Origin of the sequence: Rhodococcus kronopolitis (genome assembly GCF_042654025.1) — a bacterium.
Classification (GTDB): Bacteria; Actinomycetota; Actinomycetes; order Mycobacteriales; family Mycobacteriaceae; genus Rhodococcus_G; species Rhodococcus_G kronopolitis.
Genome location: NZ_JBHSFO010000005.1, coordinates 125,851 through 139,972 on the forward strand (window position 1 = coordinate 125,851; position 14,122 = coordinate 139,972).

The 14,122-nt window shown below is 68.6% G+C and carries 12 protein-coding genes; 8 read left to right on the forward strand and 4 right to left on the reverse strand.

Annotated elements, in window-relative coordinates; translation table 11 throughout:
• Positions 1-37: 37 nt before the first annotated feature.
• The 4 genes from ACFO6S_RS11885 (at position 38) to ACFO6S_RS11900 (ending at position 5,720) form a co-directional block, all read left to right on the forward strand.
• Positions 38-616: a carboxymuconolactone decarboxylase family protein gene (locus tag ACFO6S_RS11885; protein ID WP_378417156.1), complete on the forward strand. Its 579-nt coding sequence runs from the start codon at positions 38-40 to the stop codon at positions 614-616.
• Complete coding sequence (locus ACFO6S_RS11890) at positions 613-1,476, forward strand: RNA polymerase sigma-70 factor (protein ID WP_378417158.1); 864 nt, start codon at positions 613-615, stop codon at positions 1,474-1,476. The genes ACFO6S_RS11885 and ACFO6S_RS11890 overlap by 4 nt, the downstream gene beginning before the upstream one ends.
• A 544-nt stretch (positions 1,477-2,020) precedes the next feature.
• Positions 2,021-4,165 (forward strand): phosphocholine-specific phospholipase C, encoded by a 2,145-nt coding sequence (locus ACFO6S_RS11895; protein ID WP_378417160.1) that lies wholly within the window; start codon positions 2,021-2,023, stop codon positions 4,163-4,165.
• Between the two features lie 97 nt (positions 4,166-4,262).
• Positions 4,263-5,720 carry a cellulase family glycosylhydrolase gene (locus ACFO6S_RS11900; RefSeq protein ID WP_378417161.1) on the forward strand — a complete coding sequence of 486 codons (1,458 nt, stop codon included), beginning with the start codon at positions 4,263-4,265 and terminating at the stop codon, positions 5,718-5,720.
• Between the two features lie 123 nt (positions 5,721-5,843).
• Here the strand turns inward: ACFO6S_RS11900 and ACFO6S_RS11905 are convergent, their stop codons facing one another.
• Both ACFO6S_RS11905 and ACFO6S_RS11910 read right to left on the reverse strand, forming a co-directional pair.
• Positions 5,844-6,662 (reverse strand): DUF1707 SHOCT-like domain-containing protein, encoded by an 819-nt coding sequence (locus ACFO6S_RS11905; RefSeq protein WP_378417163.1) that lies wholly within the window; start codon positions 6,660-6,662, stop codon positions 5,844-5,846.
• 5 nt (positions 6,663-6,667) lie between these two features.
• Positions 6,668-7,528, reverse strand: a complete 861-nt coding sequence (locus ACFO6S_RS11910) for a DUF1707 SHOCT-like domain-containing protein (RefSeq protein ID WP_378417165.1) — start codon at positions 7,526-7,528, stop codon at positions 6,668-6,670.
• Between the two features lie 283 nt (positions 7,529-7,811).
• Here ACFO6S_RS11910 and ACFO6S_RS11915 point away from each other — a divergent pair, with 283 nt between their 5' ends.
• From ACFO6S_RS11915 to ACFO6S_RS11925, 3 genes are all read left to right on the forward strand, one after another.
• Positions 7,812-9,968 carry a DUF6924 domain-containing protein gene (locus ACFO6S_RS11915; protein ID WP_378417167.1) on the forward strand — a complete coding sequence of 719 codons (2,157 nt, stop codon included), beginning with the start codon at positions 7,812-7,814 and terminating at the stop codon, positions 9,966-9,968.
• A gap of 196 nt (positions 9,969-10,164) precedes the next feature.
• A complete protein-coding gene (locus ACFO6S_RS11920; protein ID WP_378417169.1) occupies positions 10,165-10,371 on the forward strand; it encodes a hypothetical protein in 207 nt (68 codons plus the stop codon).
• Between the two features lie 199 nt (positions 10,372-10,570).
• Positions 10,571-10,948, forward strand: coding sequence for a hypothetical protein (locus tag ACFO6S_RS11925; RefSeq protein WP_378417170.1), 378 nt, complete (start codon positions 10,571-10,573; stop codon positions 10,946-10,948).
• A gap of 168 nt (positions 10,949-11,116) precedes the next feature.
• Here the strand turns inward: ACFO6S_RS11925 and ACFO6S_RS11930 are convergent, their stop codons facing one another.
• Both ACFO6S_RS11930 and ACFO6S_RS11935 read right to left on the reverse strand, forming a co-directional pair.
• A complete protein-coding gene (locus tag ACFO6S_RS11930) occupies positions 11,117-11,803 on the reverse strand; it encodes an MBL fold metallo-hydrolase (RefSeq protein WP_378417172.1) in 687 nt (228 codons plus the stop codon).
• Positions 11,804-11,993: 190 nt separating this feature from the next.
• Positions 11,994-12,659 carry a DUF6891 domain-containing protein gene (locus ACFO6S_RS11935; protein ID WP_378417174.1) on the reverse strand — a complete coding sequence of 222 codons (666 nt, stop codon included), beginning with the start codon at positions 12,657-12,659 and terminating at the stop codon, positions 11,994-11,996.
• 402 nt (positions 12,660-13,061) lie between these two features.
• On the opposite strand from ACFO6S_RS11935, the gene ACFO6S_RS11940 reads away from it, so the two are divergent.
• Entirely contained in the window at positions 13,062-14,024 is a 963-nt protein-coding gene (locus ACFO6S_RS11940) for a DUF389 domain-containing protein (RefSeq protein ID WP_378417176.1), read from the forward strand.
• Positions 14,025-14,122: the final 98 nt, after the last annotated feature.

The window sequence follows — 14,122 nt, forward strand, 5'->3', positions numbered from 1 at the left end:
GTCTTCATGCCGAGAGCACGAAATCGGAGGAGGAGTAATGACCGGCAATACCAGAATCCCCAAGGCGGAGTTGACCGGAATCTACGGCGCCGTGGTCAAGCGGATGTCCCGCAAGATGCTCGGCGAGGTGGCCGAGCCGGTCGAGGTGACGTGGCACAACCGGAAGGTGCTGAACTTCAGCTTCACTGTCGGCCGGAAGGTGCAGAAGTGGGACCGGTGTGACGAGAGCCTGAAGTCGTTTGCCCACATGGCGGTGGCCAGCCTGGTCGGCTGCAGTTTCTGTCTGGACTTCGGCTACTTCCAGGCGCGCAACGAGGGGCTCGACCTGACCAAGGCGCGTGAGGTGCCGCGTTGGCGCGAGTCGGACGTGTTCACGCCGTTGGAGCGCGACGTCATGGAGTACGCCGAGGCGATGACCGCGACCCCGCCGACGGTGACCGACGCGATGTCCGCGCGGCTGCTCGACCAGCTCGGTGCGCCCGCGCTGGTGGAGCTGACCGCGTTCGTCGCGGTGGCGAACCTCATGACCCGAACCAACACTGCGTTCGGTATCGAGTCGCAGGGCTTCTCGGCGGCGTGTGGGCTGAAGCCTCTCGCCGTACGCTCGGCAACATGACCGACGACCCGTTCGTCACCCACCGAAGCCTGCTGTTCACCGTCGCCTACGAGATGCTCGGCTCCGCCGCCGATGCCGAGGACGTCGTGCAGGAGACGTGGCTGCGGTGGGCCGAGGTCGACCGCGGCGAGGTTCGTGACCCGCGCGCCTACCTGGTCCGCATCGTCACCCGGCAGGCGCTGAACCGGCTCCGGTCGGTCGCCCGGCGCCGCGAGGAGTACGTCGGGGAGTGGCTGCCGGAGCCGCTGCTGACCAGTCCCGACGCGGCCGAGGACGTCGAGCTCGCCGAGAATGTCTCGATCGCGATGCTCACCGTGCTCGAGACACTCGGTCCGGTCGAGCGGGCGGTGTTCGTGTTGCACGAGGTGTTCGAGACGCCGTACCAGGAGATCGCCGAGGTGGTGGGCAAGACGCCGGGCGCGGTCCGGCAGATCGCACACCGCGCCCGCGAACACGTCGGCGCGCGTCGGCCGCGGATGCAGGTCGACCGCGATCAGCAGCAGGCGGCGGTGGAGAAGTTCCTGGCTGCCGTCTCGACCGGCGACGTGCAGGCACTGGTGGAGGTGCTCGCCCCGGACGTGGTGGTGATCGCCGACGGCGGCGGCTTCGCCACGGCAGCCCGGAAGCCGATCGTCGGGGCCGAGAAGGTCGCCGCCTTCCTGGCCCGCGCAGCGAAGGTCACCGACCTCGTGGCGACCACCGCCTGGCTCAACGGGATGCCGGCCGTCCGGATCGACGCCCAGGGCTCGGCGACCGCGGTGAGCCTGGTCGTCGAGGACGGCCGGATCACCCGGATCTTCGCTATCCGCAACCCGCACAAGCTCGGCCGGCTGGAGGAGGTAGCGGAACTGCGGCGATGAGGCTGGAGGACCTGTCGGCGGCCGGCGCCCGTCGCGTCGACGCTCCGGGAGAAGAAGACCCCTGCAGTCTGGATGCGATCCTGTGCTGCCTGCAGATTCATGCACGCCGCGTAATTTCGGGCAGGCCTCGCACAATGTCAGCCACCCGAATGACGGGCACGTCGCACCCGATGTCACTCGCGTCCGCTCTGATCCCCCCCTACTGACAACGAAACCTTGTCAATCCCTCCCAAACAAGTGTTTCTGTTCCGGTCCACCCGACCATAGGGTTCACTCACTGGAATGTTCCGGAACGTCCGGAGCTGACATTCCCCGTGCCGGTCCCACCGGACCAAGCACCAGGCGACCCGCGCTGACGCGTACAAACCCACACCGGGCGGCCTCGACTCCCTGCAACTGACAACCAGTACACAGTGAAGTGCCTGTCCCCGCCCACAGTGGCCGGGGACAGGCCCCTTCCAGCACTCGAATCTCCGGAGTCGGCCGCTTCCGACGCTCAGTCTCGAGTGGTAGTCGTACCGACCCATCCGACAATGGAGCCCTTGTGACTCGGAATTCTCTTACCCGCCGGAGGTTTCTCACCGCCGGCGCCGGTGCGGCCGCTGCCGTCACCGCCGCCTCGATGCTGCCGCCGTCGCTGCAGCGGGCGATGGCCTCGCCGGTCCCGCCCGGGGGCATCGACTCGATCGAGCACGTTGTCCTGCTGATGCAGGAGAACCGGTCGTTCGACCACTACTACGGGATGCTGCGCGGGGTAAGGGGTTTCGCCGACCCCAACTCGCTGACCCTGCGGGGCGGGGCGTCGGTGTTCGAGCAGCCCGGCCCGAACGGACCGGTGCTCCCGTTCCCGATCCGGGACTCCGCCGCCGCGCAGCGGATGGACAGCCAGAACGTCACCGGCCTCGACCACAGCTGGGAGGGCGGGCACCAGGCCCTCGCCGGCGGCTGGCACGACGGCTGGATCGCGGCGAAGACGGCCACGACGATGGCCTACTACGACCGCCAGGACATCCCGTTCCACTACGAGCTCGCGGACGCGTTCACCATCTGCGACGCCTACCACTGCTCGGTGCCGACATCGACCAGCCCCAACCGCAACTACTGGGTGTCCGGGTACACCGGTTTCGAACCCGTCGGCCCGAATCCGTTCGGTTCGACCGAGGAGCTGGGTTTGAGCGGGTCGGAGGGTGCGCCGGGCCCCGAGGGGCGCGCGGTCACCAACGCCGCCTACAACCCATGGCACGCCGGCTACGGGTGGACCACCGTGCCGGAGCGGCTGCAGGCCGCCGGCGTCACCTGGAAGACGTACCAGGAGTGGGACAACTTCGGGGACAACAACCTCGAGTACTTCACCACCTTCAAGAAGGTGGGGGCGCACCTGCTCGGGAACCCCGGCCTGGTCCCGTACGAGCTGCAGACCCTGGCCGGGCTCTACCTCGCGCTGCCTGCGCTGCCGCCCGCGGCCCAGGACGCGGCGCTCGGGGCACTGACGGTCGCGGTGAACGGGCTTTCCCCCGCCGACCGGCAGCTCTACGACCGTGGGCTGTACCGGTCGCGTCCGGGCACGCTCGCCGCCGAGTTCCGCAAGGACGTCGAGTCGGGCAACCTGCCGCAGGTCAGCTACCTGGTTCCGTCCGAGGTCGACTCGGAGCATCCGTCCGGGTCGTCGCCGGCGGCGAGCGCGACGCTGCTCTACCAGGTTCTCGACGCCATCGCCTCCGACCCGGCCCTCTGGGCGAAGACCGCCGTGATCGTCAACTTCGACGAGAACGACGGCTACTTCGACCACGTGCCGCCGCCGCGCCCGCCGCTCTCGGTCGGCGCGGAGTGGGTGGCCGGTCAGCCCCTCGGCCTCGGCCCCCGGGTGCCGATGACGATCGTCTCGCCCTGGACCGTCGGCGGGTTCGTGTGCTCGCAGGTGTTCGACCACACGTCGGTCAACCAGTTCCTGGAGAAGCGGTTCGGGATCACCCAACCGGAGATCGACCCGTGGCGGCGCACGGTCAGCGGGGACCTGACCTCGGCCTTCGACTTCGCGAACCCGCGCGCGCGGCCGAACGTCGCCCAACCGCGGCCCACCCCGCCGCTGGAGCCGCGGTGGACGCCGACGCCGCCGATCGAGCAGCGAATGCCGCTGCAGGAGAACGGCACCCGGCCTGCCCGGGCGCTGCCGTACCAGCCCGACGCCCACGCGACCGTGGATCCCGGCGCCCGTTCGCTGACGGTCCACCTGGTGAACTCCGGCGCGGCCTCGGCGCACCTGGCCCTGTACCCCTACGCGGGCGAGTTCGACGCGCCGCGCCACTACGACGTCCTCGGCACGACCGACGACACCATGGCGGTCCCCGGCCCGGGCTACAACCTGACCCTGACGGGCCCCAACGGCTTCCGGCGCGAGTTCGCCGGGTCGATCGACGGCGCGGCGGCCGCACTCGCGGTGTCCACCAGGGTCGACGCGTCGGCCGGGGCGCTCGACCTGACCGTGGCGAACCCGGGGGACCGGGAGCTGACCGTCGTGCTCGGCGGCCAGCGCCGCTCCGTCGCGGCCGGCGGCAGTCAGTCGTGGACGGTGCCGTCGACGGACGGCTGGTACCAGGCCACGGTGACCGTCGAGGAGGACCCGGCGTTCCGGCGGCGCCTCGTCGGACACGTCGAGAACGGCCGGGGCAGTGTCAGTCAACCGGTGTGAGGCGACGACCGGGCACCTCGCCCGGATCCGCGCCCGCGCAGGACAAGTCAGTCAACCCAATCGACCAGTAGGAGCTTCTGTGCGTCGCGTCCCACTCTTGGCACTGATCATGGCCGGCTCGTTGGCTGTCGGGGGCGGCGTCGCCGTCGCCCAGAGCAGCCTGCCCACCGCGGGGAGCGGGGGCGGCAGCTCCGCGGCGTCGGCGGCGCCGTACCTCACGGACGACGCGGGCCGCTCCCTGGTCCTGCGCGGGTTCAACACCGCGTCGAGCGCGAAGAGCGCGCCGGACGGGATGCCGGACTTCACCGAGGAGGACCTCACCCGCGAACACGCCGACATGGGTACGAACTTCGTGCGTTTCCTGATCTCGTGGCGCTCGGTGGAGCCGGCGCCGGGGCAGTACGACCAGGCGTACCTGGACCGCGTCGAGGACCGGGTCAGCTGGTACGCCGAGCGCGGCTACAAGGTGATGCTCGACATGCACCAGGACGTGTACTCCGGCGCGATCACCCCGGAGGGCAACAACGGCAACGGCGCCGGCGCCATCGGCAACGGCGCGCCGGCCTGGGCGACCTACATGGACGGCCTGCCGGTCGCGCCACAGCCCCGGTGGGAGCTGTACTACATCCAGCCCGGCGTGATGCGCGCGTTCGACAACTTCTGGAACACCACCGGCAAGCACCCCGAGCTCGTCGAGCACTACGCCAAGGCGTGGCGGGCTGTCGCCGACCGCTTCGCCGACAACGACGCCGTCGTGGCCTACGACCTGATGAACGAGCCGTTCGGCGGCTCCCTGCAGGGGCCGGCGTTCGAGGCCGGGCCGCTCGCCGCGATGTACCAGCGCACCACCGACGCCATCCGCGAGGTGGACCAGGACAGCTGGGTGTGCGTGGCCCCGCAGGCGATCGGCGTGAACCAGGGCGTCCCCAGCGGGCTCACCAAGATCAACGACCCGCGCGCAGGCGACCAGCGAATCGCCTACTGCCCGCACCTCTACCCGCTGCCGCTGGACCTCGGTGACGGCTACTCGGGCCTCTCGCGCACCCTCACCGACGCGACGATCACCACCTGGCGCGCCAGCATCGAGCACGTCGCGGGCACGGTGCTCGGCGGCGTCCCGATCATCATCGGCGAGTTCGGGCTCGACACCACGCTGCCCGGTGCCCGTGACTATCTCGACCGCGTCTACGACAACGCGCGGGAGATGGGCGCCGGCGTCTCCTACTGGTCCAGCGATCCCGGACCCTGGGGCCCGTACCTGCCCGACGGCACCCGGACCCTGCTCGTCGACACCCTGAACAAGCCGTACCCCCGCGCCGTGGCGGGTACGCCCACCGAGTGGTCGTCGGCGGTCGACCGCCTGCAGCTGACGATGCGTCCCGACCCCGCGGTCACCGCGCCCACCGAGATCTATCTGCCGCAGAGCGGATTCCCCGCGGGCGTCAAGGTCGAGGGCGCCGACGTCGTGGACTGGAACCGGCAGAGCCGGCTGCTCACCGTGCGGACCCCGGCGGGCGCGGACACCGCGACCGTCACGGTGACGCCGGCGGCCTGACCGACGACTGTTCGACGGGCAGAGCTCCCGTGACGCCGTGGCCACTCCTCGACAGGGGTGGCCACGGCGCGTAGACGGTCGGGGACCTCCGGCATCCCCGCGCGGTGGTGGATCGTTCCGCTGCTACCGGTCGGTTCGGTAGACGCCGCGGACGCTGCCGTCGAAGCCGACGATCAGGAAGCCCTGTGCCCCCGTGTCCTCGTTCCGCAGGTAGATGCTGACGGCCGGTCCGTCGTCCCCGCGTTCCGCGATCAGGTAGGTGTCGGTCGGGTCGCCCACGCCGAGCGTGCGATCGGCGCCGTAGAGCAGCCCGATCAGCCGAGAGACGTTCGGGCGCAGCTCCGCGAGGTCGACGGGTACGCCCTCGGTGCGGGGGGACGGCGTTCCGTCGTCTGAGATGCGGGCCCGCCCGTCCTCCACCTCGTACCGGTACGACTGCTCGCTGCCGGGTCGGCCGGGGACCGGGCGCGAGAACGTCGCGTACGCGGGGTGGACGGTCAGCCGGTCGACCTGCGAGTCGCCCAGGTGGTGGGCGATCTCGTCGATCATCCGCCCGAAGCCTGCCGCGGTGGTCAGTTCCGCCTGCGGCCCGGCCGCGCCGGCTACCGGGCGGTCGTTGGCCCGGCTCGACGTGACCGCCACGACGCCGCATGCGAGGACGACGGCGGCCGCGAGCGCGACGGCCCAGCGGGTGCTCCGCGGCGGTGGCGGCGTGCTTGCGCTCTCCCGCAGATCGTTGGGCACCTGCAGGTCACGCACGAGTCCATCGAGGTCGGCCAGCGTGCGCGCCGTGCCGGCTGCCTCGACCCGGATCCGATGCTCGGCGTCGGTCAGCTGGCCGTCGGCGAAGGCGGAGTCGAGGGCGTCGCGCACCGCGGCGCGGTCGACGTCGCGGGCGCGCACTCGCGTCGTCGCGGCCATGCGGCGGAGGCGGTTCGGCATGATCGTCACCCCTCGGCGTGGGAGATGTCGACGACCGAGCCGTCCAGACGCGTGTTGACGGACCCCGATCGGTCCGCGTCGTCCTCGAACTGGACGGTGACCAGGCCTTCGGTTCCCGAATCCGGGCGTACGAAGACGTGTTCCACCCGGCCCGTCGGCATCCCGACCTGGTTCGCCCCGGTGGCGATCACGTCGGCGAGCCGGTCGACGTCGAGGGCCCCGAGGTCGACGGTGGCGGTGTCGAGGGTCCGCGACTCCGGATCCCCCGAGGTGGCGAATCCGCCGCGGAAGCTCCAATCCTGTTTCCGGTGCGGCTGGTCCGTCAGCATCCGGGTCACGAACACGTAGTTGGAGTAGAAGGTCACCTGGTCGACCCGCAGGTCCCCGCCGAACTTCGCCCCGAGCTGACCGACGAAGTCGCGGACCCCGTCGGGGGTGAGGGGATCGATCGGCTCGACCGCGATCGGTTGTGGCTCGCCGGCCGGGATCTGCGCGGGGGCGGGAGCCTGCCGGGCCGCGGCGATGTCGGATGCCCCGTCGCTTCCGACGGTGGTGACGACCAGGGTTCCACCGACCGCCAGGACCGCGGCGGCGACGGCGGCCACGACGCGTCCGGGGACTTGCCGCCGCGGCGCCGGCGCGGGCGCCGTCGGACGGGTGACCTCGACTAGATGCTCGGGGATCTGCAGGTCCGAGACCAGCGCATCGAGTTCGCCGAGCGTCTTGGCCTTCATCGCCGCGGCGTTGCGTGCCTGGTACTCGGCCGGGTCGAGTTGTCCCTCACCGTATCCGGCGTCGAGCAGCCCGCAGGTCTGGGCGCGATCGATGTCGCGCGCGCGAGTTCTGGAGGAATCCTGCTCAGGCACGCACGTGATCCTAGGAAACCGTTCGGAATCGTGTCCTTCCGGCTCCGGGCCGACCCGGTCCGAGCTCGACGTAGACGAGGACAGCAAGCCGAGCACCGCTGTTGGCCGCCTTCTCTGGTGGCGGGTGGCGGCAAGGAACGTGTCGCCCCGCGACGGCGCCGGGTTGTACGCGTCCGACGGTGCCCACTACGCCGACGCGGGACGACTGCTTTGCCGTGACTTCGCAGCACGGTGCGTGACGTCTCGCTGACCTGTCGAGCGGACCGTCGGGTACGTTCCGACCATGGCGCCGACGTGGGAACAGGTCCGAGGCTCGAACTACGGCACGATGGGACGGACCACTCGCGGAATTGTCCACCGACCGGACGGATCTTGGGCACTCGTGTGGCACGCACCTGAGGAAACTTGGCGCTACGAGAACGAGTCCGGTGAGCCCACTTTCATCGAGAACACCACCGGCACATGGTCACGCGACGAGGGCGGCACGATGGTGCACTCCGTCAAGTCCCCGAACACCATCTACGCAACCATTGGAACTGGCTCGCCGTCCCTTCTTCTACGCGCCTACGACGTGTTTCCTGCCAGGACAACTCACGGGTTCGACGACCAACGATTCGTCGGACCGAGTGCACCCAGAGCCGTCCGCGTTCGTGGCCGCGACGGCTGGGAGGTGAGCGCCGTCGACCAGCATGCGAACGAAACCGTCACCTACGTGTTCGACGCGGAACTCGGCATCGCAGTGCGCTGGCAGCAGGGTGAGGATTGGATGGAGCTTGAACACCCCAGCCTTGACTACGCCTTCGAGCCCACGTTGTTCACATGGACAGGTCCGTCACGCTCGGCTGAGGACGACTTCGCGAAGTTCCACCGCGAGCACGAGGAGCGGCAGCGCGTTCTGGCCGGGATTCCTCAGGCGCTTCCGACGTGGCTGCCGATGACGACAGACGTACAGTCTCAATCCGGCGATGCCCGCACCAGCGAACTGAGTGTGTCGATCAGTGGGTATACGCCACAGTTCACGCTGCGTCGATGGGTGACAGCGATCGGCGAACCGAAAGCCGAGTGGCCCAACGATTCGACACCGGAACGCTACCGCCAGTCCATCGGTGACTGGACATACGAGATCCGCAGTTACCAGGAGATCAACCGGGACGACTGTGCTCGGATCGTGGACTCGATCGTTCCAGTCGACCCACCTGAGCGAGATCCCGCAGCGATCACAGCCGAACTGGCCGCCGAGGAGCACGATCGCCGCGAAGCGGAGGTGCTCGACGCCCTCGGCGCAGGACGACTCCTCACCGACCACCTCGAGGGCGAGTCACTGCTCATCCGTACCGATTTCACCGACGACGCCGCCTGGCGGGACATTGCCGTCGCAGCCATGGCTCCGGTACCGCAGGGAGATGACACCGTATTCGAGGCCTACCTCACCTGCATCGACAACCCGGAGTACGACGGGTTGACCGTCGACGGGCTTCTCGAGGCAATCGGCGAACCGCCGCCCGACTACGTGTTTCTCGTCGACGCCGAGACGGTGACAAACCCCGAGAAGCCCATCGTCACCGTGTACACCGGGCCCGACGAACCGGAACGGCCTCGTGGAAGAACCTTCCGCGTCATTCCCTCGGAGATGTGTGGCGTGGAGAACAACCTGTCGATCGCGAACATGGACTTCGAGTCCTTCGCGGACAGCGCCGACGAGGACGGGGTGTTTCGTGGTTTCCCGGAACCCGTCCGTCCCATCGAGGAGGTGACCACACGCGAGATCGCGCACTGGATCGCAAATGATCTGGATACCGACGCCCTCCGGGAGTTCCACGCCCAGATCGCCGGGCGGAAGTATCGCTATCCGGTGTCCCTGTTCGAGGTCGAACTGGCGGAGGTTCATGCGCAAACCCGCGATGCCGAACACGGATCACGCGCCGAACTCCTCGGCTACGACGAGTTCCTGGGCGCAACCTCGAGTGGGGGACCAGCGCTGCGCGGTACCGTGCCGACACACAACGGCTACTGGACGTTCGTCATCGACCGTGGATCCCATCGACCGATCGCGGCGTACCGCATCACGTTCGCACCCTACGTCCCCCCAGCGCCACAGGACGGAGTGCCGCAACCGATGAAACTCGAAGTGCCGTTCGTATGCACTGAACCGGTAGATTTCTCGATGCTGACCGATGACGACGACCTGATCGACCGAGACGTCGTGCAGCGAGCCATTCTGGCGGAGGCTGCACGGCTGCACCCCGACGGCGACATCAGGGGCGGCGAACCGGTCCTCCGGCAGATCCCCCGCCTCGTGGGCTTCAGCATCGGCTGCCACCTTCAAATCGACGGCCGGCCGGTGTTCTATGTGGCCATCGTGACCGACGTCGACGACACGTTCATCGTCCAGGAGGTGCCACCCGAGGGGCTGCGGGTAGTCGGTCCTGGCGAAGACTGAACGATGACCACGGCCCAGACGCCGCCGACGAGCGCCGCTTTGCGGCGGTTCAGGCCGTAGCCGGTCACGAACGTCCACATCGTCCTGACAGACAATCGTCGAAGAGGACGCTGTACCGCGAGGGTCTCGGTTCACCCCGTCCACCTTCCGAGAACTCACAGGTCTGCTGGCGTCCAGCCCGGCATGCGCAGCCCTGGTGAAGGTCGAGTGGCTCAAGGGCGTCGTTCCGTTCTCCCACGTCGCACACGTGACCGTCGACAGGTCGGGCCCGACGCGCATCGACATGCCGATCGGTGCCGGCGCGAGCCTGCTGACCGTCCAGGGGTTCGGAGTGCGGGCGCTGCGGCCGGACGCTCAGATGGCGCGTGTGTTGGTACGGCCCGAACCGGACATTTCGGCGTAGGTTTTCCGTCGTGGCCGTGCTGTCCACGAGCGTCATCTCCGGCACGCGCTGTGCAGGATGGCGCGTTGGCTTGGCTGCCGTCTCATCGCGCAATTGATTCACATGCAGGAGACCTCGCTGCGCGGCGTTGTTCAACCGCAGCAGTAACGCCTCATCGGCACGACCGATAGGTGTGGTAATCACTACGGGAAGGATCTCAATGAGAAACACAGTTCTCGTGGCCGCACGTGTCACGGCCGTGGCCGCAACCGGGTTCGCCTTCGCAACGTTGATCGGCTCCGGCACCGCCCAGGCCGACCCGGCGGAGTGCGGCGTTCAATGGAATGCATTCAATGCGACGGCTACGTGCCATGACACCGATGCACCCGCGGGTAGGGAGTACGCGCTGATCGTCGACTGTTGGGGCCTTCACGGCATCCCCAACGCCTTTCCGCTCTATGCGATCGGTCCTTACAGTCAGTCCAGTCCCTCCATCGCGCCGACAGGTCAGGCGATGGGGAATTGCGGCACCAATTGGGGCGCCCCTTCGATGAACGTCGGAGTCATCACCAATGCTCGCGTGGAGATCTATCGCTGATTGGGCGCCTGAGACGCGACCGCGACTGACTGTTGGCCAGGTCGAAATTTGTCGGATGAGCTGGTGGTGCCCGCCCGACCGGGCCCAGGCCAGGAGTGCGGTCATGCGAGTGGTTGTGCCGCAGGACCTTCACGAACCCGCCGACCAGCGGGCGAGATGTGGACGTGCTCAGTGGGTGCGATCGCGCACCACGTCGACGGCCGCCGAGATGGGCATGGTCAGTGCGGGGCCGTGGCCGGGGACGATTGTGTCGGCGTCGAGCGCGGCGAGGTGGTCGAGTGCCCCGAGCGTGTCTTCCTCGCCGTGGTCGAACACCGGCGGGAGTAGTTGCGGTCCCTGGATCTTCGACAGCGGATGCGCGGTGACGAGGGCATCGCCGGTGACGACGACGCCGTGCTGCGGCAGATGGAACGCGGTGTGTCCGGAGGTGTGACCGTGGGTGGCTACCGGCACGGGGCCGCCCGGCAGATCCAACGGATGGCCCGGCGTGAATGCCTGTGCGTTGACCGACACTGATCGGGTGGCGCCTGCGCGGGCGATGCGCAGCAGCCACGGCAGCACGCCGTGCTTGTGCAGCATCGGGATGAAGTCCTTGCCCGTGGCCTGCTCGAGGTACTCGCGGCGCGCGTGTGCGACCTCGGTCGGGTCCGTGAACACCGGGATCCCGTAGCGATCGTGGAACGCGACGATCGCGCCCATGTGATCGACGTGCGCGTGCGTGAGCAGCATGCCCTGGACATCTTCCGGCCGCCGGCCCAGCGCACGGATGGCGCTCTCGACTGCGGTGACATCCCCGGGGTAGCCGCCGTCGATCAGGGTGAGTGCGTCACCGTCCCGCAGGAGCACGAAGTTCACGTCCGTCCCGGTACCACGGAACACATCGGGCGCTATTTCCTCGACAGTCTTCACGGAAATCCATTGTGTCGCATCGACAAAGGGGGCACTGGCAGGGGGTGAGTTCTGGCAGGAGATTGGACAGCGATGCTTCTCGGCATCACGAGCGGCGACACGTGGGTCACGGCGGCTACTCCCACTCGACCGGGCGTCACGCCTCGATCGGGTCGTACCAGTCGGCATTCCTGAGCAGCACCCTCGTGCCCAGGTCGCGGTTCCATTCCGGCTCGATGCCGTGCCGCCGGAGGACGGGAAACACCACGTCGTCGAGCAGGCGTGTCACGTCGGCCTCGTAGAGGGCCTCCTTCGCGTCGTCGCTGAGCGCACCGTAGGTGGCCTCGTCGAAGTCCTCGGGCGGGAACGCGCCGTAGCCGATGTGGGTCTCGCCGTCCTCGACGAGACGCTCGGTGTCCTGCTGGTGGAAGTAGGTGTAGCCCTGCCAGTGCCGGCTGTCGTCGAGCTCGCCCCAGATCTCGGCGGACGCGCAGGTGCCGCAGCAGGTGAAGTCCGCGCGGGCCAGGACGCCGTTGGCGTTGAGCTCCTCGAACGCGGCCATGGTGCGGGAGGTGTACGCGCCGAGTTCGGACTGCTGGCGCAGCCGCGCGGTGCGCAGTGCCTCGAACGCCGCCCCGAGCTGCTCGGCGGTGAGGTCGTGGTCCTCTCCGTAGATGTCGACGAAGTCGTCGGCGTCGCCGCGGCCGGTGATCAGGTGGTCCCAGATCTGCCGGGTCAGCTCGGCGCGGTCGTCCTCGTCGAGCGGCAGGTCGGGCAGGGTGGCAAAGGGCGGCAACGCATTCGGGTTCGACGACGCGCTCACGGCGCAACCTCCAGACGACGAGCGGAACCGAACTACTTGCCCGGCGGGGACGATGCTAGCTTCCGGCGATCCCCAGGTCGGTACGCAGGCCAAGGCCTGAATTCGGCCCCGCACCGGCTGATCCAGGTGTTGCACCACTTCTTCTCGACGTACGTGACCTTCGTCGCCGGTGCCAGCTCGGCGAAGTCGAACTCCGCCCCCGCAGCCAGGAACGAATCGTGCGGAACCCGGCGCGCCGCGCGGACCCGCTGCTTTTGACCGCTCATCGAACGCGGCCGCCGAACACCGTCCACTCGACAACCTCATGCGGGCGCGCAAGGAGTTCCTCCGCCGCGCTCCGGAAACCGAAATTGTGCCCGCACATCCCGCCTGTCACTGCTCCGCCCCGGCAGACTGACCCGCATGCTGCACCTACGGATACTGGCGCCGAGCGACCTGACCGACGACGCCCTCCGAATTCTGGAAGAGGAACCGGGTGTCAGTGGCCTTGCGGTGCTGCGCGGCGCCGCCCTGCGTCCGGCGGGCGACGTCGTGTACGCCGACATCGCCCGGGAGGCGGCCAACGACGTGATCGATCAGCTGCGGGCCACCGGCTTGCACCACCGCGGCAGCATCGAGATCGAACCGGTGCACGCGTGGCTCTCCCGCAGCGGATTCGACGCCGAACTGAGCACACCCGGCAGCAGCGCGGACTCCGTGGTGTGGGCGGAGGTCGCGCAGCGCTCCTACGAAGAGACCGAACTCAACTGGACCTATCTGAGCTTCATGTCCCTGGCGACCCTGCTGGCCGGGATCGCGATCATCACCGACTCGCAGATCCTGGTGATCGGGGCGATGGTGCTGGGGCCGGAGTTCGGGGCGATCGCCGCGCTCGGGGTCGCGCTGGTGCGGCGACGGTGGGTGCTGCTCGCGCTTGCGGTCCGCACCCTCGTCGTCGGGTTCGTGGTCGCGATTGCGGTGACGGCGATCCTTGCGCTCGTCGGCCGGGGGCTGGGCTGGGTGACGATCGACGACGTCACCGGTCCGCGGCCGGACACCGCGTTCATCTACAGCCCGGACAAGTGGTCGTTCATCGTGGCGGTGATCGCGGCCGCCGCAGGCGTACTGTCGCTGACCTCGTCGAAAATGGCCGGGCTCTCCGGAGTGTTCATCTCCGTGACTACGGTACCCGCGGCGGGAAATGTGGGTCTGGCCCTGGCATTCGGGGCCAGTCACGAGATCTGGGGCAGCAGCCTGCAGCTGCTGCTGAACCTGTCCGGCATGGCGTTGGCCGGCTGGGCGACGCTCGCGATCCAGCAGGCGCTGTGGACGCGGGTGTCGGTGCGCCGGGCCCGTGCGCTCGACCGGGTTCGCCGGATGCTCTGACCGGTCAGGAGTTGCGCCGGGCCATCTCCGCGCCGAGCGCGGTCAACGGATACACCGCAACTTCCTCCGTCAAGCAGCGTTACGTGAACGAGAAGATC

Excerpts from the sequence above, each read along its gene's own strand:
- ACFO6S_RS11925 (WP_378417170.1), top strand. The coding sequence starts at position 10,571 with ATGAGAAACACAGTTCTCGTGGCCGCACGTGTCACGGCCGTGGCCGCA.
- ACFO6S_RS11905 (WP_378417163.1), bottom strand. The coding sequence starts at position 6,662 with ATGCCGAACCGCCTCCGCCGCATGGCCGCGACGACGCGAGTGCGCGCC.
- ACFO6S_RS11890 (WP_378417158.1), top strand. The coding sequence starts at position 613 with ATGACCGACGACCCGTTCGTCACCCACCGAAGCCTGCTGTTCACCGTC.
- ACFO6S_RS11885 (WP_378417156.1), top strand. The coding sequence starts at position 38 with ATGACCGGCAATACCAGAATCCCCAAGGCGGAGTTGACCGGAATCTAC.
- ACFO6S_RS11940 (WP_378417176.1), top strand. The coding sequence starts at position 13,062 with ATGCTGCACCTACGGATACTGGCGCCGAGCGACCTGACCGACGACGCC.
- ACFO6S_RS11915 (WP_378417167.1), top strand. The coding sequence starts at position 7,812 with ATGGCGCCGACGTGGGAACAGGTCCGAGGCTCGAACTACGGCACGATG.